This window comes from Spiroplasma ixodetis, from assembly GCF_059729505.1.
In genome coordinates, this window is record NZ_AP038353.1 from 1 (window position 1) to 24,205 (window position 24,205).

Genomic DNA, 24,205 nt, shown 5'->3' on the forward strand with positions numbered 1-24,205 from the left:
TAATTAAAGAGGTTTTTAAAATGAATAACACTGATAATAAACGAGAAAACTTTAAAAACATTTGAAATAAAGTTAGAAATTTTCTTCAATATGATGAAATGATTGATCCAAGTGTTTTTAATAACTATATTAAAAACACTTATATTTATGATATTTTTGAAAATAAATGTTTAATTATTGTTGATTCACTATTCGCAAAAGAAATTTTAACTAAAAATATAACATTTAAAGTTAAAGAAATTTTAGAAAGAATTATTCAACAAAATCTTCAAATTGAATTTTTAGAACTCAATGAAGCAAAAAAACAAAAAATATATGTAGAAAAAGATTTTGTTGAATTTAATAAATTGCAACAAATTAAAAAACAATTTCAATTTAATAACTTTGTTAAAGGAGAATCAAATAACGATGCTTATCAAGCAGCATTTTCAATTACCATAGAACTTGGTAGGTATTGAAATCCCTTATTTATCTATGGTAATTCTGGATTAGGAAAAACACATTTACTTCATGCTATTGAAAATGAAATATTAACAAAATATAATAATCAAAAAAAAGTACTTTACTTATCTTCTGAAGAATTTGGCCGTATGGTACCAGAAATTATTAAACAAAATATTAATGATATTGAAAAATTTAAAGATTCATTTAATCAATACGATGTTCTTCTCGTTGATGATATTCAATTTTTAGCTAATCGTAGTAAAACAAATGAAATATTTTTTCATATATTTAATAGCTTTGTTAACAAACAAAAACAAATTGTTATTACATCAGATAAACATCCTGATGATTTATATGGTTTTGAAGAAAGAAATGTTTCAAGATTTCAAAGTGGTTTAAGTGTTGGTATTGATTCACCAGATTTTGAAACTTCATTAATTATTTTAAAAGAAAAAATTAAGTCTTTAAATTATGATCCAAGCATTTTTACTGAAGAATCTTTAAGTTTTATTGCTTTAAATTTTAATAGTGATGTTAGAAAATTAGAAGGAGCATTAAATAGATTAATTTTTTACAGCATTTTATATATAAAGCCTAATCATTTAATAGTGCTTGAAGACGTTATGAAAGCTTTTAAAACATCAAATACTTCATTAAAAGAAAAACTAACTATTAAAAAAATTAAAACAATTGTATCTGAATATTATAATATTCCAATCAAATTATTGATTAGTACTTCTAGAGTTAAAACAATAACAATAGCACGCCATGTAGCAATGTATTTAATAAAAACACTTTTAAATGAATCATATACAAAAATTGGTTCTGAATTTGGAGGTAAAGATCATACAACAGTAATGAATGCTTATAACAAAATTAAAAAAAATATTGAAACTAATTATGAATTTAAAAAAAATATTGAAAGATTATCACGTGAATGTTTAAAACACAATTAATCCACTATTTTAATCATAAATTATTAACATATAAGATTGTTATTTTTTTTTATTTTATAAGTTAAAATTAGTTATTCACATTAATCCACATCATAATATTATTAATAATTAAATAAATAATAATTAATAATTATATATATATATATATATATATAATTATTAATGTTTAAAAATGGGAGATATTTATGAAAATTGAAATCAAAAGTTCTATATTATTCAAAATAATAAAAAAAATAATAAAAATAACAATTTCTAATAATACTTATGAAGAATTATCTTGTTTTTTATTAGAAGTTGAAAAAGAAAAAATAATTTTAACTGCATCTAATGGTAATTTATCATTAAAATATGAACTAATTAATAATGAAAAATATTTAAAAATATTAAACATCGGTTCATTATTAATTAATACTAAAAATATCATAGATAATTTTAGTAAACTAGAAGATGAATGAATTTTATTTGAACTTAAAATTAATAATTTAATCATTAGTAATTTTAAAAATGATTATAAAGATTTTATCTTTAAATTAAGTACAATGACAATTGAAAAATTTCCAAAAATCAACTTTAACAAAAATATTAAAATAAAGTATCTTTTAATAAAAGTTTGTTACAAAATATAAATGAACAAATTGATTTTGCAACAAATACAAACAATAATAAACAATCATTAAGTGGAATTAATTTTAAATTTAATGATCAAAAGTTATTTGTTACAGCAACTGATGGATATTGTTTAGCAAAAAAGTGATTTTCTTTTGAAGAAAAATTAGAATTTAATAATAAAGAGTTTAATATTCCAGTTCATTTATTAAATGAAATTGATAAAATTACTAGTGATTTAAATTCAAATATAAATTTTTATTTTGAAAATGATTATAATTTAATTATTGAAATTGAAATTTTTTTATTTCAAACACGAATGATTGAGGGTACTTATCCAAATACGGATGATATTATTAAAAATATTATAGAAAAAGAAAAAAATATTATTGAAATTAATAACGTTAGAGAATTTTAGCAAAAAAAGATACTTCACCTATGATTCAATTTTGAATCAATGTAGAAAAAAATGATTTTAAAATTAATTGTTTATCTAATAATGATAGTATAGGTGAAGTAATTGAACAATTTTAAAAATTTCATATTATAAAATCTAAAAGTTTAAAAAAAGAAATAAAAGTAGTTTTTAATTCAAAATTAATTATTAATGCTTTAAAATCGTTTAATAAATGTAAAAAAGTAAATTTAAAAATTTCTTGACCAAAAAATTATACAATTATTGATAGTAAAGAAGAAACTGGGTTATTACAACTAGTTTTACCAATTGGAGAAAAATAATATGATATAACTAAATAAAATAGTTATTTTTAATTAATAAACTAAGAAAAGGTAAAAAATAATGAAGTAAAAATTACAATTGTTAAGTATGTTTACTATTTTAATTTTTACTAATTTAAATATAATTGCTTGTAAAAATAAGCAAGATACTATTAGTGAATTTTATGTTTTAGGGGATAGTTTATCAGATACTGGTGCAGGAACATTTGCACAAAATCAATATTTAGAAAATAATAATAGTAAATTTAAACATTTTCAATTAGATAAACCATATTATAATAATTGTTGAAGTAGTAATAAAGTAGCTTCACAATTAATTGCTGAAAAATTAAATATTAATTTTAAACCTGGGTGATTATTTAACATCAATGGTAAAACATTTCAAAGTTTGGGTAATAATTATGCTTATGGAGGAGAAGTTGCTAATAGCAGTGATAATAATTTAGATATTATTAAAACTTTTGATTTGTCTCATCAAACACAAATGTTGTTATTACAACATTCTTTACAAAAAAAAGATGTTATTTGAATAGAAATGGGAGCTAATGATATTGGTAATTTAATGAATAAAACAGATCCTATTATTATTAACAGTAAAATTAATAATGTAATAAATGAAGAAAAAAAGCAATAAAATTATTAATTAAAAATGGTGCAAATAAAATTATTATTAGTGATGTTCCTGACTTAACATTAACACCAAAAATTAAAAAGATGTTACATAATAATCAACAAAAAATACAAATAGCACGTAAAACATGTATTGAATATCAAAAACAATGAAAGAAAATGATATTAGAAATGAAAGTAATTTATAAAAATATTATTACACCTTTTTTTCTTTAAAGAGAATTAGCAACTGATATGAATAATTTTAAAAATAAAATTCCAGATGGAATTGTTGAAACTAGTGCTACAATTTGTAAAATGATGTCTAAAGAAACAAAATATTATTATAAACCAGTTTTTAATTCTGGAGTTAATGAAAGTAATTTAAATAAATATTTTTATTTTGATGAATTTCATCCAGGTATGTGATTTCATCAACAAATGGCAAATAGTATGGTATACCATCAACAGATGTTGCAAGGGAATTGGGTGTGACATATAAAACAGCTTGAAGAATGAATCATGAAATCAGAACTAGAATTTGGAATCAAGATGCAGGGTTCATTGATGATGGCACAGCACAGATGAATGAAATGTATCTTTCACATGTAGGTTTTAAAAAACAAGGAAGATCCTTGTTTTTTAAAACCTTGATTGTTGGAGTTTATGAGAAAACCAGCAACAAACTAATTGTGAAAGTATTGAAAAAAGCAGATGAGAAAAACCTTTTATGATTTGCATTGAAACACATTTCTACTGGGTGTTGTCTATTTATGGATTCTTGGAAGGGATATGGAAGTTTCAAAAACTTCTATCACAAACATGAAATCGTAAATCATGAAGTTGGGTATGTGTCATCAACAGGTGTAAACACAAACCAGATTGAATCTGCATGAAAACACATCCGACGAACTTTCCGAACACACATAAAAGTTTCAAAACACAATATTCATTTATATGCAAAAGAAGCTGCATATAAATTCAATAAGATACCTAGTTTTGAAACTATAATTTTGTGTTTGATTTAGATACATGTGGAGATAATTTCCTAGATAGGCTTTTATCTCCATTTATGTGATAAAATTTAAAAATAGTACATAAAGGTATAAAAGCCTTTATTATTTTTTGAATAAAAATTTTTTAATTTTTCTTTTAAAAAAATTATGTTGTTTTAAATCAAAAAAAATGTATAATTTATACATAAAATGTAAAATAATATGCTTATTTTAAAAAATAAAAAATCTTTTTTTGAATTTATTTTTGAAATTTTAAATGTTTTCATTAATTTAATAATGAAAACATTTAATGATGAAAGAGAGTGAAAATAGTGAGCACAAGGACTCCAAATGATTATAATGCTAACTCAATTCAAGTTTTAGAAGGACTAGAAGCAGTTAGAAAACGACCTGGAATGTATATTGGTTCCACTGCAGAAAGAGGATTACATCACTTAGTTTGAGAAATAGTTGATAATGCTGTTGATGAAGTTATTGCTGGTTTTTGTACAAAAATTTCTGTAACTATTACTAAAAATAATGAAATATTAGTAAAAGATAATGGTCGAGGTATTCCTACTGATATACATCCAAAGACTAATATTTCAACAGTAGAAACGGTTTTTACTACATTACATGCTGGTGGAAAATTTGATAATGGTTCTTATAAAGTATCAGGTGGTTTACATGGTGTTGGTGCTTCAGTAGTAAATGCTTTAAGTAAGTATTTGGAAGTTACTATTTCCCGTGATGGTAATATTTTTTTTCAAAAATATATTGAAGGTGGTAAACCAGAATTACCATTGGCAATTATTGGACAAAGTGATAAAAAAGGAACAACTGTTTTATTTAAACCTGATGAAAGTATTTTTACTGAAACTGTAAATTTTAGTTTTATAATAATTAAAACAAGGTTAAGACAACTTGCTTTTTTAAATAAAGGTTTAACTATTCAAGTTATTGATGAACGCGAAAATAAAGAAGAAACTTTTTGTTATGAAGGGGGCATTAAAGAATATGTTGCCTTTTTAAATAATAAATTTGAACCTTTAAAACATGAAATTATTTATGGAGATTTTGAAATAAATGGTATAAACACAGAAATAGCTTTTCAATATAATGAAAGTGAAGAAACTCAAATATTTTCATTTTGTAATAATATTAATACACCTGAAGGTGGAACACATGAAGATGGTTTTCGTTTAGCATTAACAAGAGAATTGAATTCTTATGCGAAAAAAAATAATCTTTTAAAAAATAATGATGAAACATTTACTGCTGATGATGTTAAAGAAGGAATTTTAGCAATTATTTCAGTTCAACATCCTAATCCACAATATGAAGGGCAAACTAAAACAAAACTTGGTAATTCTGAAGTTAGAAAAATTGTTTCTAATGTAACTGGAAAAATAATTAATAAATTTTTATTGGAAAATCCTTCTGAAGCAAAAATTATTATTAACAAAGTTATTTTATCAGTAAGTGCACGTTTAGCATCTAAAAAAGCACGTGAGAATATTATGACTTCGAGAAAAAATCCTTTACAATTTTCTAATTTACCAGGTAAATTAGCAGATTGTTCTTCTAAAGTTCCAACTAAAACAGAAGTTTTTATTGTCGAAGGTGAGTCAGCTGGTGGAACTGCAAAGTTGGGAAGAAGTAGAGAAATTCAAGCAATTTTACCATTAAGAGGAAAAATAATTAATGTTGAAAAAGCACGACTTTTAAAAGTTTTTTCTGACGAAGAAATAAATAATCTTATTATTTCCTTTGGCTGTGGTGTTGGTAAAGAATTTAATATTACTAAATTACGTTATCATAAAATTATTATTATGACTGATGCTGATGTTGATGGTTCACATATTAAAACATTATTATTAACATTTTTTTATCGTTACATGCGTCCTTTAATTGATGCTGGTTATATATATATAGCTCAGCCTCCTTTATACAAATTTTATAGTGGTAAATTTGTTAAATATGCATATAATGATCAAGAATTGCAAGAAATTAAAGATAATTTTAATGGAACTAATTTTAACATTCAACGTTATAAAGGTTTAGGAGAAATGAATGCCACACAACTATGAGAAACAACTATGGATCCACAACATAGAATTTTATTACAAGTAAGTATTGATGATGCTTCAGAAGCAGATGAAACTTTTTCAATATTGATGGGGAAAGATGTATTTCCACGAAAAGAATTTATTCAAGAAAATGCTAAATATGTAAAAAACATTGATGCTTAAAAGTTAATAAAATAAAATTAGGAGTTTATATATGAGTGAAATAACTAAAAAAAATGAAACATTTATTTCTAATAAATATGTTCGTAATATATCTGATGAAATGAGAACTAGTTTTTTAGAATATTCAATGTCAGTTATTGTTTCAAGAGCTTTACCAGATGCAAGAGATGGATTGAAACCAGTACATCGTCGAATTTTATATTCTTTAGCAATTTTAGGTATGACATATGATAAACCTTATAAAAAAGCAGCACGTATTGTTGGAGAATGTATTGGAAAATTTCATCCTCATGGTGATATTGCAGTTTATGAAACAATGGTAAGAATGGCACAAGAATTTAATTATCGTTATCCTTTAGCTGATGGCCAAGGTAATTTTGGTTCAATTGATGGTGATAGTGCTGCTGCTATGAGATATACTGAAGTTAGAATGAGTAAAATGGCAGGAGAGTTGGTTAAAGATTTAAATAAAAATACAGTTACTTTTGTTGAAAATTATGATGGTGCTGAAAAAGAACCTAGTGTTTTACCAGCTTATTTTCCTAATTTATTAGTTAATGGAACAACAGGTATTGCTGTTGGAATGGCAACAAGTATTCCACCACATAACTTAAGAGAAATAGTTGATGCAATTATTTTTGTAGCTCAAAATCCTGATTGTGATATTATGGAAATATTAGATATTGTTAAAGGACCTGACTTTCCTACAGGTGCAATGATTTTAGGTGTAAATTCATTTAAAAATGCTTATTTAAACGGAAGATCAACAATAACAGTTCGTAGTAAAACTAAAGTTGAAAAATTATCAAATGATAAACCTGCAATTATTGTTGAAGAAATACCTTATCAAACTAATAAAACTAATTTAATAAATAATATAGTTAAAGCAGTTCAAGAAAAAAAAGTAAATTATATAACTGATTTGCGAGATGAATCTAATCGTGAAGGAATAAGATTAGTATTAGAAATTAAAAATATTGATTATGCTGAACTTATTTTAAATCAACTATATAAATTTACTTCATTACAAACAACATTCACAATAAATTTATTAGCATTACATAATAAACAACCCAAAGTAATGAATTTAAAAGAAATGATTGAAATTTATATTGAACATCAAATTAAAATTATTCTTAATAAGTCTAATTTTGAATTAAAAAAATATGAACATCAGTATCATATTATTTTTGGTCTTGTTAAAGCATTACAAAATATTGATGAAATTATTAAAATAATTAAGGAATCAAAGAAAACAGAAGAAGCATTAACTAATTTACAGAATAAATTTGAATTTTCTGAAAAACAAGCTAAAGCAATTTTAGAAATGAAACTGCAACGTTTAACAGATTTAGAACAAGAAAAATTAAATAATGAATTATCATTTATTAATGAAGAAATTATTCGATTAAGAACTTTAATTAATGAACCTTCTAAGCAAATAGAATTAATGATTTCTCAGTTAACAACAATTAAAGAAAATTATGGTGATGATAGAAGAACTGAAATTATTGAAAATTATGAAGGTGAAATTATTGATGAAGCTTTAATTAAAGAAGAACAAGTGGTTATAACTCTTTCAAAAAGTGGTTATATTAAACGTTTACCTTTAGACACATATAGAACTCAACATCGTGGTGGAGTTGGTGTTAAAGGTGCTGGTGGCAATGATATTAATACTGATGATATTGATAAAGTTTTAATTACTTCAACTCATTCTGATTTGTTAATATTTAGTAATAAAGGGAAAGTTTATCGAATTCGTGCTCATAAGGTACCAAATTATTCAAGAACGGCTAAAGGAACACCAATTGTTAATTTAATAGCAACAGAAAAAAATGAGACTATTAAAACAATAATTGCTATATCAGAAGATTATGATATAAATGCTAATTTATTTTTTGTTACTAAAAAAGGAATTATTAAACGTTCAACTTTAGATCAATTTAAATCTATTTACCAAAATGGTAAAATAGCTATTAAATTGCGTTCAAATGATCAATTAGTAGATGTGCTGAAAACTACAGGTAATAATGAAATAATTATTGCTGTGGCTAATGGACGAGCAGTTAGAATCAATGAAAATCAAGTTAGAGTAATGTCAAGAATAGCTAGCGGAGTAAAAGGAATAGATACAAAAGGTACTCATGTAATTGGGATGTGTTCTAATAAAGATGGTTATTTAGTTGTCTCTATTAGTGAGAAAGGTTATGGAAAAATATCACTATTTGAAGAATATCGTTTAGCAAATCGTGGTGGTAAGGGTGTAATTTCAATGAAATTAGCTCAAAAAACAGGAAAATTAATTGGTATAAATTCAATAAATAACACTAATAATAGCAATGATTTATTAATTATGACTTTAAAAGGTACAGTTATTAGATTTTCTTTAGAAGATATAAGAACTACAAGTAGAAATACTATAGGTGTTAAATTAATTAGATTTAAAACAGAAGAAGATGCAATTTCTTCAATTGTAACAATCCCAATCACTAAAGAAAAAACTATTTTTATTGATTAATTTAAGAGGTGCTAAAATGATTGATATAGAAAAAATACGTAATAATTTGGAAAAAACTATTAATAAAATAGAAACAAGGGGCCAAAGTTATAAAAATGAAATAAATAAAATTTTTAATTTAGATTTAGAAATAAGAACTTTAAAAACAAAAAATCAAAAATTAGAAGAAACAAGAAATAAGCAATCTAAACAAATTGGTGAATTATTAAAAAATAAAAAAAATGATCAAATAAAAAAAATTAAAGATGATATGATTATTTTAAAAGAAAAAATTATAAAAAATAATTTAAAAATTGTAGATTTAGAAGATAAAATATATGAATTACAATTAGTAATTCCTAATATACCACATTTTTCAGTTCCACAAGGAAACGATGAAACTAATAATCAAGAAGTTAGAAAATGAGGGAAAATTATTAAAAAAAATAGTAAACCACACTGAGAAATTGCTGAAAAATTAAATATAATTGATTTTTCAAAAGCAACTAAATTAAGTGGTACTAGATTTATTATATATAAAAATAAAGGTGCTTTATTAGTTAGAGCATTAATGAATTTTATGATTGATTCTCATTTAAAAAATGGTTATTCTGAATTTTTACCACCATTAATTATTAATAAAGAAAACTTATTTGGTACAGGGCAACTTCCTAAATTTAAAGATGATTTATTTCAATTAAATAATGAACAGTATTTAATTCCAACAGCAGAAGTTCCTTTAACAAATATTTATCGCAATGAAATTATTAATTTTTCTAAATTACCAATAAAAATGTGTGCTTATACACCATGTTTTCGTTCAGAAGTTGGTTCTGCTGGTAGAGATACAAGAGGAATAATTAGGTTACATCAATTTAATAAAGTAGAATTAGTTCAAATTGTTGATCCTGAAAAATCTTATGATGCCCTTGAAGAGTTAACTAAAAATGCTGAATTAATTTTACAAAAATTAGATATTCCTTATAGAGTTATTAATTTATGTAGTGGTGATATTGGTTTTAGTGCTGCTAAAACTTATGATTTAGAATTATGATTACCTTCTCAAATGTGTTATCGTGAGGTTTCTTCATGTATTAATTGTGAAGATTTTCAAGCAAGAAGAATGGAAACTAGAGTTAGTCAAGATAATAAGAAAGTAGTTCCACATACACTAAATGGATCAGGATTAGCTATTGATCGAGTTGTTGCAGCAATTTTAGAAAATTTTTATGTTGAAGAAGATAATGTTGTAAATATACCTATTGTTTTACAACCTTATATGAATAATTTAAAAACTATTTAATTTATAATGTTTCACGTGAAACATTATAAATTAAAAAAAATGTATTTTTTATAAAAAAATTGTTATAATTAATAATGCCACTGCAACAATTACATTCGAACCGGGTCAGGACCGAAAGGTATCAGCCATAAGGATTAGGATTGTGTGCGGTGGTTTTATTTTGAAAAATAAAAAAAGAGGTTTCTTTAAATGAAAAAACAAAATTACATGGAAATTGCCTTAAAGCTTGCTAAAAAAGCTGCTATTAATGGTGATGTTCCAATTGGTGCAATTATTGTTGATGAAAATGATAATATTATTGGTAGAGGATTTAACAAAAAGGAAAAAGACAAAGATCCAACTCAACATGCTGAAATTATTGCAATAAAAAAAGCATGTAAAAAAATTAATAATTGACGTTTGTTAAATTGTACTATTTATACAACATTAGAACCATGTTTAATGTGTGTAGGTGCTTTGTTACAAACAAGAATAAAACATATTGTTTTTGCTTTAAAAGATAGTAAGTTTGGATGTGTTGAATCACTCTATAATTTAACATTAGATAAAAGATTTAATCATCGTAGTGAATATACTTATTCTTTAAACTTAGATAGTAAAGAAATTTTACAAAGTTTTTTTGGAGAAATTCGTAATTTATAATAATTGTTTTTATAACAAATTTTATAAAAAATTGTTAGGATAAATATAGGTGATTTAAATGAAACATAAATCTTTTTATAGAAAGTACCGACCAAATTCTTTTTCAGAAATAATTAGTCAGGATAATATTGTAACAATATTAAAAAATTCTATTTTAAATAATAGTTTTAATCATGCTTATTTATTTTCAGGCTCAAAAGGTACAGGAAAAACATCAACGGCTAAAATATTTGCTAAAGCAATTAATTGTCAAAATAACATTGACGGAGATGCATGTAATACTTGTGAAAATTGTATAAACATTAGTTCAAATAATTGTATTGATATTTTAGAAATTGATGGTGCTTCCAATAATGGTGTTGATCAAATAAGAAGTATTAGGGATAATATTAACTTATTACCGATGAATTTTAAATATAAAGTTTATATTATTGATGAAGTTCACATGTTAACAACTTCTGCTTTTAACGCATTATTAAAAACCTTAGAAGAACCACCACAACATATTATTTTTATTTTAGCAACAACAGAACCATATAAAGTAATTCCAACTATAATTTCGCGTTGTTTATGATTTGAATTTAAAAAAATTAATATAAATGAAACTAAAAAACATTTTATTGATGTTTTAACAAAAGAAAAAATTAATTTTGAGGTTGAAGCAGTAGAGGAATTAGCAATATTGAGCGAAGGTTCTTTACGTGATGGTTTAAATTATTTAGAAAAAACATTTAATTACGGTAATAATATAACACTTAAAAATGTTGAAAAAATATTTTTTGTTTTATCAACAAAAAATAAAATATTATTTTTAATTAATACATTTAATTGTAATATTGAGCAAGTAATAAAACAATTAATATTATTTGATGAATATACTATTCAATATAAAAAAAATATTATTGATTTTATTTACATTCTTGAAGAAATATTAATTTATGCTATTACTAAAAAAACAGAATTACTTAAAATGATAAATATTCAACAAGTAAATATTTTTTCTGAAGTAGTAAAATCTGATTTACTTTTAATTTTGAATTCATTTAATGAAATTTTAATTCAAGAAGATGTTGATGATTTAAAACCAATATTAATACTAAAAATATTAAATTTAATTAAAAATTTTGAGAATAAATATTCATTAAATTATTTAGAAAAAGCAAAAATATCTATTATGAATATAGAAAATAAAAGTATAAATTTAAATAGTAAAGATGAAATAACAAAAATTTTAAAAAAAAGCGAAATAGATAAAAATAATGAAGAATTAACTTCAATTTTAGTAAAAGAAGAAAATACTAATATTAAAGAAAAAGAAATTTTTGATGTACCAACTGTGAAAAATTTAAAAAATGATGAGATAATTGATAAAGCCATTAATTTAATTTTACAAGCTGATAAAAATATTAGAAAAGAAGTTAGTGAAAAGTGAAAAAATATTTCTAAATTTATTAATGATAATAAATTTAGAAACATAACTAAAGTTTATATAAATACTATTATTGTGGCAGCATCTACTAATGGCATTATTATTATTACCAAAAACATTATTCAATCTGATTTAATAAATCAAAGTTTTTTAAGTAAAGAACATAGAGAATTTTTAAATATTTTATTAGAAAATGAATATATGATTTATGCCCTTGATAAAAATCAATGACAGGAAACAAGAAAAAAATATCAAGAGTTACTAACAAAAAAAATATTACCAAAACCAGTAGATATTGTAATATCAAAACCTATAATTGAGTCATTTACCAACATAGATAGAGATCCGACTTTAAATTTTATTAAAAAAATATTTACCGAAATTGAAGAAATATAAAAATATGAGGTGAAAAAAATATGGATATGAAAAGAATGTTAGCACAAGCACAAGCAATTCAAGGAAAGTTAACAAAATTTAAAAAAGAAGAATTTACTTTTTCTGATATTGATGGTTTGGTTAAAATTATTATAACAGGTGGACGTAAACTAGTTTCAATTAATATTGAAGGATTATTAAAAGAAGCAGAGAATGATTATTCAAGTATTAATGATATGTTACAAACAGAACTAAATAAAGCATTAAAACAAATAGATGAAAAAGAAAAAAATATTACTGGTAAGTTTTAGAAGATTTTAGTAATTTTAGTATAGAAAGAGGTAGAAAAATGTTATTTATTACCTTTGAAGGGCCAGAAGGTGCAGGTAAAACTACAGTTTTAAAAATGATTAAAGAACAATTAAAACAAGATGGTTTTGATGTTATTATTACGAGAGAACCAGGTGGTAGCGAAATTTCTGAACAGATAAGACAAGTTATTTTAAATAAAGAAAATACATTAATGGATCCATGAACAGAAGTTTTGCTTTATATTGCAGCTAGAAGACAACATTTAATTGAAAAAATTCTGCCAAATAAAAACAGTAATAAAATCATTATTTCTGATCGTTTTTCTGACTCAACTTTAGCATATCAGGGTTATGCTAGAAATTTAGATATTGATAAAATAAATCTTATTCAAAAACTTATTTTTGAAGATTATCAACCTGATTTGACAGTTTTATTTGATATTAAACCAGAAACAGGTTTACAACGAATTTTATTAAGAAAAGGTGAAAAATTAAATAGATTAGATGAAGAAAAATTAGAATTTCATCAAAAAGTATATAATGGTTATAAAAAAATTGCTATTAGTAATCCAAATCGCGTTCATACAATAAATGCTAATTTATCAGAAAAAAAAGTTTTTAATAGTGTTTATGAACTAATCATAAATTTAGTTGAAGAAAAAGGTTTTAAAGAAAAAAAAATTAAAATTAGAGGATCTAATGAAGGAAAATAATGTAATTTTATTTGAAAATGAAGAATCAGAAAATTTTTCTATTTTTGCAATGGAAAATATTCCACAGGTAATTTTATTGTATTCGAAAAATAAAATATTAAATATAAATGTTAGTAATAAGTTAATAAAAAAAATTATTTGTAAAAATAATAATCAATTAAAAAAATGTACTGAAGAAAATATGTGTCAAAATTGTTTTAAAATTAAAACTAATAGTTATTTTGATTTTAAAAAATTTGATTTTAGTAAAAATAATATTATGAATAAAAATATTGTTTTAGAAATTATTAATGATTTTTCTAAAACTAATTTAGAAAAAGATACTAATAAAATTTATTTAATAAATCAAATTGAATTTTCTTCAATTTCAGCTTTAAATGTTATGCTTAAAACTTTAGAAGAATTATCTAAAAATATTTATGTAATTTTTACTACCACTAATATTAATCAAATACTCCCTACTATTAAATCTCGTTGTCAATTGATAAATTGTTCAAAAGAAAATGATATATTTGTTAGTAACAATTATGATGATGAACAATTATTAATATTAAAAATATTTTCAAATACTATTTTTTTGACAAACGAAAGTAGTAAACTTAAATTAAAAAAATATATTGAAATTATTAAACAATTTATTATTAATGATAATGATAAAAAGGTTAATAATCAACTTTTGAATAAAAAAATAGTTAGTTTAAAAGAAGAAATTATTTACTTTTTTAGATTTTTTAATTTAGTAGTTTTTAATAAATTAACTTTTCTTTTATTTAAAAATTATGATTTTAATAATTTTTTTATTGAAAGTTTAGTTAATTTATGAAAAAATAGTAATTTAAAAAATATAGCCTATATTTTAGAACAAATTTCATTTACAATTACCAAATTAAAATTTAATGTTAACTTAAATTTATTAATAAATTCTTTTCTTATTAAGGTAAGTAATAATTAAATTATGGAAAGTACAAAAAAAAATTTAATTTTAAATCAAGATGATAAAAAAATTAAACTTATTCAAAGAAAAGATATGTTTTGTGTTTCTTTAGATACTATTTTATTAAGTAATTTTATTAAAATAAAACCTAGTACTAAAACAATAATTGATTTTGGAACTAATAATGCTGTTATTCCAATAATTTTATCGGCAAAATTTCAAGGAAAAGTAATTGGTATTGAAATTCAAGAGCCAGCTGTTGAACTTGCCTTAGAAAATATAAAACTTAATGATTTAGAAAAAAGAATTGTCATTGTTCATGAAGACATAAAAATTTATGCTCAAAGAGAAAAAGAAAAAGTTGATTTAATTGTATGCAATCCACCTTTTTTTCCTTTATGAGATAAAAGCAAAGTAAAAGCACAACCTTTAAAAATTCCAGCAAGACATGAAGTATATATTAATTTAGAGGAGATTATTGCTAGTGCAAGTAAATTATTAAAAGACAAAGGGCGATTGGTTATGATAAATAGTGTAGAAAGAATAAATGAAACATTACTTTTATTAAAAAAATATCAAATTACACCTAAAAAATTACAAATAGTTTATCCTAAAATTAATCAGGCTGCCAATGTTTTTTTAATTGAAGCAGGATTTTTAGCGAAAGAAGGGATGATTGTTTTGCCACCATTGATTTGTCATAATGAAAATAATACTTATATTAATGAAATAGCAAAGTGATATAAATAATCTTAATATAAGTGTAAGGTTAGGTGTTTAAAATGAATATTAATTGATTAAATAAACTTAATAAAAAAATAACTTACTTATTAGCTGTATCAGGTGGTCCAGATAGTATGTTTTTATTAGATAATTTAGTACGTAATGAGTTTAAAATTATTGTTTGTCATGTTAATTATCATAAACGTTGAAGTAGTAATGTTGATGAGCAAATTGTTCGAGAATATTGTACAAATAATAAAATAACTTTAGAAGTAAAAAATATTAAAGAAGAGGAATACAATAAAAAACAAAATTTTCAAAGTCAAGCACGTGTACTTAGATATGATTTTTTTAATGAAATTGCTCAAAAATATCAAGTTTATAATCTTGTTGTAGCACATCATATTTACGATTTACTTGAAACATATATTATTCAAAAACAACGCAAGGCAATAGTTTCTTATTATGGATTAAAATTTAAAACAACATATAAATCTTTATCGGTTTATCGTCCAATGTTAGAATTAAAAAAAGAAGATATTATTGACTATTTAACTTTGTATCATATTAAATATGGATTTGATGAAACAAATGAATTAATTATTTATGAAAGAAATCGAATTAGACAACAACAAATTAATAAACTTACTGATTTTGATATTAATTTAATGTTAAGTGAAATTAAAGAATTAAATAGTGAACAAGAATTACTGAAAGATGAACTTGAAGTAATTTATAATACTATTATTAATGATGATGTGCTTGCTATTAATGAGTTTAAAAAATATGAATTTAAATTACAACAAATGATTATCTATGAATTTTTAAGCCAATATGATGAAAAATTAGTTTTATCTTTAAAAAAGGCTAAAATTAAAGAAATAGTTAGAGTTTTAACTAAATCTAGTAAACCAAATATTACTATTTGTATTTCTGAAAATACTTGAGTTATTAAAGAATATAATTTTGCATATATTAGTGAAAAAAATGAACCAAAACAATTTAGTTATAAAATTTCTAAAATAAATAACTATAATTTTAAGGAAATTACTATTTCTAAAACTGAACCAACAGGTGGTGAATTTCAAACTTTATATATTAATAAATCAGATTTTCCATTAACAATTAGAACTAATAATGGTGAAGAAGAAATTGAGACACCATTTGGTACAAAAAAAATTAATCGTTTATTTATTGATAATAAAATTCCATATCGTGAACGTCTTATATGACCAGTAATCATAAATTCAAGCGGAAAAGTAGTGGCAATTCCAAAATTATCAGTAAATAAAAACAATATTAGTGAGAAACCTAATTTGTATGTGCTAAAATATTATGGTATTATTTAAGAAAATAAATTAGAAATTAAACGTAGGTGAAAAAATAATGCAAACGCGAATTAAAATTAATTGAATGATTGTTGCGCTATTCGTTGCTTTTTTAGTATTTGTTGGAATTTTATTGTGATATTTTTTAAGAGGTAATGCTTTAACTTTAAATCAATTTCAATTAGAAACACTACTTAGATATGGTAAACTCCCTGGCAATAGTAGTGACACTGTTAGTAAAATTGATGGAGTACAAGTTCAATTTTTTGATCATAATACTTATATTACAGGTTTTTTAGGAATTAATGGTAAGGTAAAAAGATTTGAAGCGACAGTTTCTGGAACTGCTACAGGTGGTTTTTATCATGATGTTATTGAAAAATTATTCAGAAAAGATAAAGATGGTAAAGGCTTTGATATTAATCCCAAAATTATTAGTGAATTAGTTCCCTTTTGAAAAACATTTTTAATTAGTATGTTTCCAATATTAGTATTAGTTGGTGGTTCATTTTGATTATTTTCTAAAATGAATAAAATGGGTGCCGGTGGTGGCATGAGTCCTTTTTCAATGGGAAAAAGTCGTGCTAAGATTAGAACATCAGATACTAGATTTACTGATGTTGCTGGTATTAAAGAAGAAAAATTGGAATTAGAAGAAGTTGTTCATTTTTTAAAGTTTCCACAAAAATATGCACAAATGGGTGCAAGAGTGCCAAAAGGAGTTCTTCTTGTAGGACCGCCTGGTACTGGTAAGACTTTATTAGCAAAAGCAGTTGCTGGTGAAGCAGGTGTTCCTTTCTTTTCAATTTCTGGTTCTGAATTTGAAGAAGTTTTTGTTGGAGTTGGAGCTTCAAGAATTAGAGAAATGTTTACTACTGCTAAAAAAAGTGCTCCTTGTATTATTTTTATTGATGAAATTGATGCAGTAGGAAGAAAACGTGCCTCAGCTTCAACTGCAACTAATGAACAAACTTTAAACCAATTATTAGTTGAAATGGATGGATTTGAAACTAACTTGGGAGTTATTATTATGGCTGCTACTAACCGTGCTGATGTACTTGATGAAGCGTTATTACGTCCAGGTAGATTTGATCGTCAAATTTCTTTAAGTTGACCTGATATTAAAGAACGTGAAGCAATTTTACGATTACATGCTCGTAATAAAAATATTTCGCCAAAAGTTAATTTTCAAAGAATAGCAGAGAGAACGCCAGGATTTAGTGGTGCACAATTAGAAAATGTATTAAATGAAGCAACGTTGTTAACTGTTCGTCATAATAAAACAGTTATTGGTTTAGTAGAAATTGATGAAGCTATTGATAGAGTTGTTGGTGGACCTGCTAAAACTTCAAGAGTAATTACTGATATGGATAAAAAAATAGTATCATATCACGAAGCTGGACATGCTCTTATTGGTTTAAAACTAGAATATGCTTCTAAAGTTCAAAAAGTTACAATAATACCACGTGGACAAGCAGGTGGATATACTATTATGACTCCTAAAGAAGATACTATGTTTTATTCAAAAGTACATTTAAGAGCAACTATTACTGGTTATTTAGGTGGTCGCGCTTCAGAAGAAATTATGTTTGGTAATGCAAATATTACTACTGGTGCTCATGATGATTTAGAAAAAGCAACAAATATTGCCAGAAAAATGATAACTGAATATGGAATGTCATCTGAATTAGGATTAGTTCAATTTGAAAATCCACGTAATGAGTATTCACCTTTTGCAGCAAATAAGTTTTCTGATGATATTGCATCTAAAATTGATGGAGAAATTAAAAAATTATTAGATGTTTGTTATATTGAAGCAGTAGCAACAATTAAAAAACATAAAGATACATTAGAATTAATTGCTAAGTCATTAATGACTTTAGAAACAATTACTGCTGAACAAATAGAATATATTGATAAATATAATAAATTACCAATTGAAGTAATAGAAATGCAAAAAGAAATGCAAAAAAATAGTAAAAATTCTTCCAAAGAGGATAATGAATCAAATGATAAAAAGGAAGATAATAATTCAGGGACTGATGATGATACAATATCAGTTGTTCCTAAGAATAAATAATTAAATTATTATAATAAAAAAACAAAACTTACTATTTTAATATTTTCGATAATGTGTAAGTTTTGTTTTATTTTCTTTTTTTATTTGGTAAATATAATATAAAAAGAAATAAGGAGAAAAAACAATGTTGGAAAAACATGAATTAGTAGAAAAAATATTATTAAGTACTGATGTAATTAATAATAAAATTATTGAACTTGCAAAATCAGTTAATAGTTATTATAAAGATAATAAAGAGCCCATTATTTTATTAGGTATATTAAGAGGATGTTTACCTTTTTTATCACAATTTATGTTAAACCTTAAGATTGATTGTTTGGTTGATTTTATGTATGTAGAGTCATATTTAGGACAAACAAAAGCGGTAAATAAACCAAAAATAAGAATGAATGTTATTAATAATGTTAAGGGTCGTGATTTATTAATTGTTGAAGATATTATTGATTCAGGTAATTCGTTATTTAAAATTCGTGATCATTTACAAGAACTTGGAGCAAAATCGGTAAAAATAATTACTCTATTAGATAAGAAATCTAAAAGAGTTGCTAAAATTGAAGCTGATTGATATGGCTTTGAAGTTCCTGATCATTTTTTAGTGGGATATGGTCTTGATTATGATGAAAAATTGAGAAACTTACCTTATGTTGGTATTGCTGATCTTAATAAAATTGCAATTTTAGAAAAACGTAAAAAAAGTAGTTAAGTAAATAAGTTTAGAATTTAATAATAATATTAAAATTTTTATTTTTTAATATAGTTAAAATATAATTAGTATTATTTTATCATAATAAAATAATACTATTAGCAGTTTTTAAGTTGTATAAGAATATTGGAGTTATAATGAGCAATTTTTTTGTTAATGTTTTAAGAGTAATCAAGAAAAGATTATTACAATATTTAGGTATTATAATACTATTAGTTATTGTAATTTCTACTCTTTCTGCACTTTATAGTACAGCATCAAGAGTTGAATCAGGTTTTTATACAGTATTAAACAATAGTGGTAAATATGACTATCGTATTAATTTACAATTATTAAATAATTATAAAGATAATGCTACTGCAACATCAAGAATCCAAACAATTATCAAAAAAACAATTTAAAGATCATCCACAAGAACGAGAAATTGATCAACAGATAGATGAAATTAAAGAAAATAATCTTAGAAATAATAGTTTTCCTATCCTTCCTTCGGGAGTAGATATTAATAAAGATTTTGAAAATTATTTGTTAAATTGAGGATTAAGTTATCAAGGAATATTATTTAATGATATTTTAGAAAACGAAGTTAAAAATGATGAAATTTATAATTTGCAACATTATGAACTTGCTAAATCATTTTTTAAAACTTTTAATTACGAAAACGTTAGTTCTCTTAAAAAAATTTATTATTAATTAGAAAATGGATTTTATACTTCAGAAAAAAGTGAATCTTTTGATTTTGCTCCAAAAAGAAATAATATTAATGAAGTTTATATTTCCGAAGGTATTAAGCCTATTAATCCATTAGAAATAGTAATCAATCCTGAATTTGCACGTATTAATAATATTAAATTAAATCATTATATAACAGTTATTGATAAAGTTGAAAAGTTAAAATTTGTTGGCTTTGGTTATGCTTATTGGGGAATTACTGGTAGTCGTACTGCAACAAATCCTAATCCGACATCTGAAAATACAAGTCCTGTTTATATGTCAAATCAATGGTTTAATAATTTAATAAAAGATTCTACATTTAGAACTAATTTAAATAATATATTTTTATTAAAAGTTAACAATAACGATAACTATTTTGTTAGTAAGTTAGAAGAACTTTTAATTAAAACTTTTAGTTTTAGTTTTGGTTCAATTATTAGTATTGATAGCGAAGATATTCGATCAGGACAAATTCTAGAGAGCTTTAAAATGAAAAATATAATGTTTACAGCAATTACTCTTGTAGTATTATTAGTTATTATTTTTATCATTATGTCATATGTTAGAAAAGAAATTGATTTACAAAAACCACAGATAGGATTATTAAAAGCCCTTGGTTATAGTAATTTTTAAATTGCTATTAGTTTTGTAATTTTTATATTTTTGATAACATTCATTTCTATTATTATTGGTTTAGGTATTGGTCTAGGGTTACAAATATGATTTAATTCGTTAAATAACATTGGGTTTTTTATGCCATTACCAATACTATTTTTTAGTTGGATAGTATTTATTGTAAGTTTAATAATTATTCCTATTATTTTTATAGTAATTAGTTATATGCAATCGGAAACAAAATTACGCGTTAGTCCATTATTATTAATTTATGATAGACCAAGTAATTCAAGTTCTAAACTAATTTCAGTTTTAAAATATCCCTTTCGCTATTGACCATTTAAAAAACGTTTGGCAATTGCTTTCACTCTAAAATCGGTTGGAAAACTATTTTTAGTATTTTTTACTTTTATTTTTGTTAGTTTTTTATTACTATTTCAAAGTTCAGCTACTGATTTATTTGATAATAAAATAAATAATTTATATGGATATTACAATAAAGATGTTAAATTAAATACATCAACTTCATCAATGTATACATATAGTAATGATTCTGATTTAAAAATTGATAAGCATGTTTTTGATTGAGTTTCAGAAAAAGATATTGCGAAAGATAAAGAAACTGGTACTAATAAATATCATCAATGAATAGCTGATGATTTTCATATTGATAATGATAATAAAGCTAAAAAAATTGAAAGTATTATTATTAATAATAACTTTAAAAATTATTTTATGAATAGTGAAGAAATTAATATCCTTTATCAAAAAACTAAGACCAAATCTGATTGTGAAGATTTTATTAATCCAAAAAAGATAATACCTGAACCATTAATGGAAATTATTTGTCAAAATATTCATCAAATATTTAATTATATTTCAACAAATAAAGGTGTTAATCCAGAAATAAACCCGTTGCCTGGTATTAGTTTAGGTTTAAATATTTATAATAATAAGTATTATCCAACTATTGAAATAAATTTAAGACCTCCTAATGAACGAAAAGAACATAATCAAGGTCGCATGCTCGCAAAAAAAAAATAAAGCAACAGGACTTTATAATGATCCATATCAAGATTTAGTTTGAAAAAATTGATTTAACTTTAAAGAAGCAAAAAATCGTGATATTGATCCTATTTTTAATAATTCTCATAATTTACAAGCACAAAAAGTTACTTATACTGATAATCAAAGACAAAATATAACAACTACAGCTTATATTTTACCAGCAGTTATTTCAAAAACATTATCAATTTTAAATGATTATAAAATTGATGATCACTTTTTAATGTTAGCAAGTTGATATAATTATACAATTCCAGTAATTTATCAAGTTAAAGGAATTATTGAAAATAATTTAGACAATTCGAATGTTTATATTAATCTTGATGATTTACGAACATCTATTGGATTAATAAAACCTTCCCCGTCAGAAGATCCAAAACCAATATCAGATTCTTTTAATCATTGATTATCTAAAGAGAGCAATATTTTTCCATTAAATTATATAAATATTTTGCAACCATCTGCAGAATATACTAAAGAACAAATATTAGCAAAAAATTTAGAACCTATTAATAAAAGGTATTTTATTAATGATTTATTTAAAAGATTATTAGTTGAAATATTTGATGGAATTAGAACAATTATAAATATTACAAAAATTTTAATATTATTTGCTGTAGCTTTTGTATTGGTAATTATCGTTAATATGATTTTAGATAATAATTTATTAATTATTGCAATGATGAAATCTTTGGGTTATCGTGTAAATGAAATTAACAGATTGATTATTGGCTCCTATATTATTACTTTATTGGTTGCTTTTATTTTAGGTACTATTATTTCTTATGTTGTGTGGAATATTATTACTTTAATTATTGCAACTAAAGCAGGCGTTGTTTTTAATTTGGCTGCTAATCTAGTTACAATTTTATCTTGCTTTGGAATGGTATTTTAATAATGGTTATTGGCTATGCTGTTGGGTTATATTTAATTAAATACAAACCAGTAACAGCTTTATTACAAGGAAGTTAAAATATTTTTTAAGCATTTCTATATAAATAAGGTAAAGTAATTGATAAAATGAGTGTGTTATTTATAAAAGCATGGAATTAAAAAGGAGAAATGATTATGAAAAAAGATAATAAGGAAATTAAAAAAGATGATAAAGACATTGGAAGTAAACAAGTAACTAAAACTAAGTTAGAATCTATTTTTACAAAGAAGTCAGTATCTAAAAATGAAGGTGCAATACCACCAGTAACTCATAAATCTCATGATAAACCAGAATCAAAGGAAGAAATAGAAGTTAATAAAGCCAAATTGCAAGCTTTTAAAGATAATCAAAAAGCAATTAAAAAATTAACAAAAACTCATTCAAAAGAAATTTTAGCAGGTAAAATTATATCAATGACTAATAATACTCCTGATACTCAAACTAATGTTATTGAATTATTTGATGTTAAAAAATCTTACTTAACTGGAGACTTAGAATATGAAGTATTAAAAAGAGTTAATTTAAAAATTAAATTAGGTGATTTTGTTGTTATCTTAGGACCATCAGGAAGTGGTAAGACAACATTATTAAATATTATTTCGGGATTGAATAAAGCTAATACTGGTGATGTTTTTGTGGCGGGATACAATTTATCTTTATTAAAAGATAGTCATTTAACTAAATTTAGACGAGATAATGTTGGTTTTATTTTTCAACAATACAATTTATTAACTAACTTAACTGCTCGTGAAAATGCTGAAGTTGGCGAAAACCTTGCTAAAAATAAAAATATGAGTATTGATGATATTTTTAAAGTTATTGAAATGGATGAACATATGAATAAATTTCCAAGTCAATTATCAGGTGGACAACAACAAAGAGTATCAATCGGTAGAGCACTAGCAAAAAATCCGACAATTTTATTTTGTGATGAGCCAACAGGAGCACTTGATGAGGAAATGGGGCGTAAGGTATTAGAGATTTTATTGGATGTTAATCGAGAATATAAAACATCAATTATTATGGTTACTCATAATCCTAACTTCCAATATGTTGCAAATACTGTTATTAATGTTAAAAATGGTAAAATTATTAGTGTAAAGAATAATGAAAAACCAATGAAACCAAGTGAAATAAATTGAAGTTAATATTAAGGTTGAGTAAAGTTAATAGTTATAATTTAATTTTCTTTAAATAAAAGACAACATTAAATTATTAATTGTTTGTTATATTATA

25 protein-coding genes and 1 other RNA gene are annotated in these 24,205 nt (G+C 23.4%); all 26 read left to right on the forward strand.

The features are described 5' to 3' along the window. Positions 1-20: 20 nt before the first annotated feature. The 26 genes from dnaA (at position 21) to AC6I4F_RS00130 (ending at position 24,117) form a co-directional block, all read left to right on the forward strand. A complete protein-coding gene (gene dnaA, locus AC6I4F_RS00005) occupies positions 21-1,400 on the forward strand; it encodes a chromosomal replication initiator protein DnaA (RefSeq protein ID WP_497873794.1) in 1,380 nt (459 codons plus the stop codon). A 185-nt stretch (positions 1,401-1,585) separates the two neighbouring features. Then, positions 1,586-2,026: a hypothetical protein gene (locus AC6I4F_RS00010; RefSeq protein ID WP_497873795.1), complete on the forward strand. Its 441-nt coding sequence runs from the start codon at positions 1,586-1,588 to the stop codon at positions 2,024-2,026. Next, positions 2,011-2,424, forward strand: coding sequence for a DNA polymerase III subunit beta family protein (locus AC6I4F_RS00015; protein WP_497873796.1), 414 nt, complete (start codon positions 2,011-2,013; stop codon positions 2,422-2,424). The genes AC6I4F_RS00010 and AC6I4F_RS00015 overlap by 16 nt, the downstream gene beginning before the upstream one ends. Before the next feature lie 408 nt (positions 2,425-2,832). After that, entirely contained in the window at positions 2,833-3,378 is a 546-nt protein-coding gene (locus AC6I4F_RS00020; RefSeq protein WP_497873797.1) for an SGNH/GDSL hydrolase family protein, read from the forward strand. An 80-nt stretch (positions 3,379-3,458) separates the two neighbouring features. After that, positions 3,459-3,590, forward strand: a complete 132-nt coding sequence (locus AC6I4F_RS00025; protein WP_497873768.1) for a hypothetical protein — start codon at positions 3,459-3,461, stop codon at positions 3,588-3,590. Positions 3,591-3,608: 18 nt separating this feature from the next. Further along, positions 3,609-3,965: a hypothetical protein gene (locus AC6I4F_RS00030; RefSeq protein ID WP_497873798.1), complete on the forward strand. Its 357-nt coding sequence runs from the start codon at positions 3,609-3,611 to the stop codon at positions 3,963-3,965. Then, a complete protein-coding gene (locus tag AC6I4F_RS00035; RefSeq protein ID WP_497874701.1) occupies positions 3,947-4,381 on the forward strand; it encodes a transposase in 435 nt (144 codons plus the stop codon). Before AC6I4F_RS00030 ends, AC6I4F_RS00035 begins: the two co-directional genes overlap by 19 nt. A 296-nt stretch (positions 4,382-4,677) precedes the next feature. Further along, positions 4,678-6,600, forward strand: a complete 1,923-nt coding sequence (gyrB, locus tag AC6I4F_RS00040; protein ID WP_497874702.1) for a DNA topoisomerase (ATP-hydrolyzing) subunit B — start codon at positions 4,678-4,680, stop codon at positions 6,598-6,600. Positions 6,601-6,631: 31 nt separating this feature from the next. Next, positions 6,632-9,121, forward strand: coding sequence for a DNA topoisomerase (ATP-hydrolyzing) subunit A (gene gyrA, locus AC6I4F_RS00045; protein WP_497873799.1), 2,490 nt, complete (start codon positions 6,632-6,634; stop codon positions 9,119-9,121). A gap of 16 nt (positions 9,122-9,137) precedes the next feature. Continuing rightward, positions 9,138-10,403, forward strand: a complete 1,266-nt coding sequence (gene serS, locus AC6I4F_RS00050) for a serine--tRNA ligase (protein WP_497873800.1) — start codon at positions 9,138-9,140, stop codon at positions 10,401-10,403. A 69-nt stretch (positions 10,404-10,472) separates the two neighbouring features. Continuing rightward, positions 10,473-10,567: signal recognition particle sRNA small type (gene ffs / locus AC6I4F_RS00055), an RNA gene on the forward strand. Positions 10,568-10,592: 25 nt separating this feature from the next. Next, the gene (locus AC6I4F_RS00060) at positions 10,593-11,045 is read left to right on the forward strand and encodes a nucleoside deaminase (RefSeq protein ID WP_497873801.1); all 453 of its coding nucleotides are present in this window, start codon (positions 10,593-10,595) and stop codon (positions 11,043-11,045) included. 58 nt (positions 11,046-11,103) lie between these two features. Beyond that, positions 11,104-12,870: a DNA polymerase III subunit gamma/tau gene (gene dnaX / locus AC6I4F_RS00065; RefSeq protein ID WP_497873802.1), complete on the forward strand. Its 1,767-nt coding sequence runs from the start codon at positions 11,104-11,106 to the stop codon at positions 12,868-12,870. A 20-nt stretch (positions 12,871-12,890) separates the two neighbouring features. Beyond that, the gene (locus tag AC6I4F_RS00070) at positions 12,891-13,160 is read left to right on the forward strand and encodes a YbaB/EbfC family nucleoid-associated protein (RefSeq protein WP_497873803.1); all 270 of its coding nucleotides are present in this window, start codon (positions 12,891-12,893) and stop codon (positions 13,158-13,160) included. Between the two features lie 38 nt (positions 13,161-13,198). Continuing rightward, complete coding sequence (tmk, locus tag AC6I4F_RS00075; RefSeq protein ID WP_497873804.1) at positions 13,199-13,873, forward strand: dTMP kinase; 675 nt, start codon at positions 13,199-13,201, stop codon at positions 13,871-13,873. Next, complete coding sequence (locus tag AC6I4F_RS00080; RefSeq protein ID WP_497873805.1) at positions 13,860-14,825, forward strand: DNA polymerase III delta subunit-related protein; 966 nt, start codon at positions 13,860-13,862, stop codon at positions 14,823-14,825. Before tmk ends, AC6I4F_RS00080 begins: the two co-directional genes overlap by 14 nt. Positions 14,826-14,828: 3 nt before the next feature. After that, positions 14,829-15,557 (forward strand): tRNA1(Val) (adenine(37)-N6)-methyltransferase, encoded by a 729-nt coding sequence (locus tag AC6I4F_RS00085; RefSeq protein ID WP_497873806.1) that lies wholly within the window; start codon positions 14,829-14,831, stop codon positions 15,555-15,557. 32 nt (positions 15,558-15,589) lie between these two features. Next, positions 15,590-16,879, forward strand: a complete 1,290-nt coding sequence (tilS, locus tag AC6I4F_RS00090) for a tRNA lysidine(34) synthetase TilS (protein WP_497873807.1) — start codon at positions 15,590-15,592, stop codon at positions 16,877-16,879. A 37-nt stretch (positions 16,880-16,916) separates the two neighbouring features. Next, positions 16,917-18,938 carry an ATP-dependent zinc metalloprotease FtsH gene (gene ftsH / locus AC6I4F_RS00095; protein WP_497873808.1) on the forward strand — a complete coding sequence of 674 codons (2,022 nt, stop codon included), beginning with the start codon at positions 16,917-16,919 and terminating at the stop codon, positions 18,936-18,938. Positions 18,939-19,062: 124 nt separating this feature from the next. Further along, positions 19,063-19,641 (forward strand): hypoxanthine phosphoribosyltransferase, encoded by a 579-nt coding sequence (gene hpt, locus AC6I4F_RS00100; protein WP_497873809.1) that lies wholly within the window; start codon positions 19,063-19,065, stop codon positions 19,639-19,641. A gap of 137 nt (positions 19,642-19,778) precedes the next feature. After that, positions 19,779-20,042 (forward strand): hypothetical protein, encoded by a 264-nt coding sequence (locus AC6I4F_RS00105; RefSeq protein WP_497873810.1) that lies wholly within the window; start codon positions 19,779-19,781, stop codon positions 20,040-20,042. Further along, entirely contained in the window at positions 19,993-20,334 is a 342-nt protein-coding gene (locus AC6I4F_RS00110) for a hypothetical protein (RefSeq protein ID WP_497873811.1), read from the forward strand. Before AC6I4F_RS00105 ends, AC6I4F_RS00110 begins: the two co-directional genes overlap by 50 nt. A 297-nt stretch (positions 20,335-20,631) precedes the next feature. Beyond that, positions 20,632-20,988 carry a hypothetical protein gene (locus AC6I4F_RS00115; RefSeq protein WP_497873812.1) on the forward strand — a complete coding sequence of 119 codons (357 nt, stop codon included), beginning with the start codon at positions 20,632-20,634 and terminating at the stop codon, positions 20,986-20,988. 207 nt (positions 20,989-21,195) lie between these two features. Continuing rightward, positions 21,196-22,014: a hypothetical protein gene (locus tag AC6I4F_RS00120; RefSeq protein ID WP_497873813.1), complete on the forward strand. Its 819-nt coding sequence runs from the start codon at positions 21,196-21,198 to the stop codon at positions 22,012-22,014. Further along, on the forward strand, positions 21,965-22,930 hold the full coding sequence (locus tag AC6I4F_RS00125) for an FtsX-like permease family protein (protein WP_497873814.1): 966 nt from the start codon (positions 21,965-21,967) through the stop codon (positions 22,928-22,930). Before AC6I4F_RS00120 ends, AC6I4F_RS00125 begins: the two co-directional genes overlap by 50 nt. Before the next feature lie 173 nt (positions 22,931-23,103). Next, complete coding sequence (locus tag AC6I4F_RS00130) at positions 23,104-24,117, forward strand: ABC transporter ATP-binding protein (protein ID WP_497873815.1); 1,014 nt, start codon at positions 23,104-23,106, stop codon at positions 24,115-24,117. Positions 24,118-24,205: the final 88 nt, after the last annotated feature.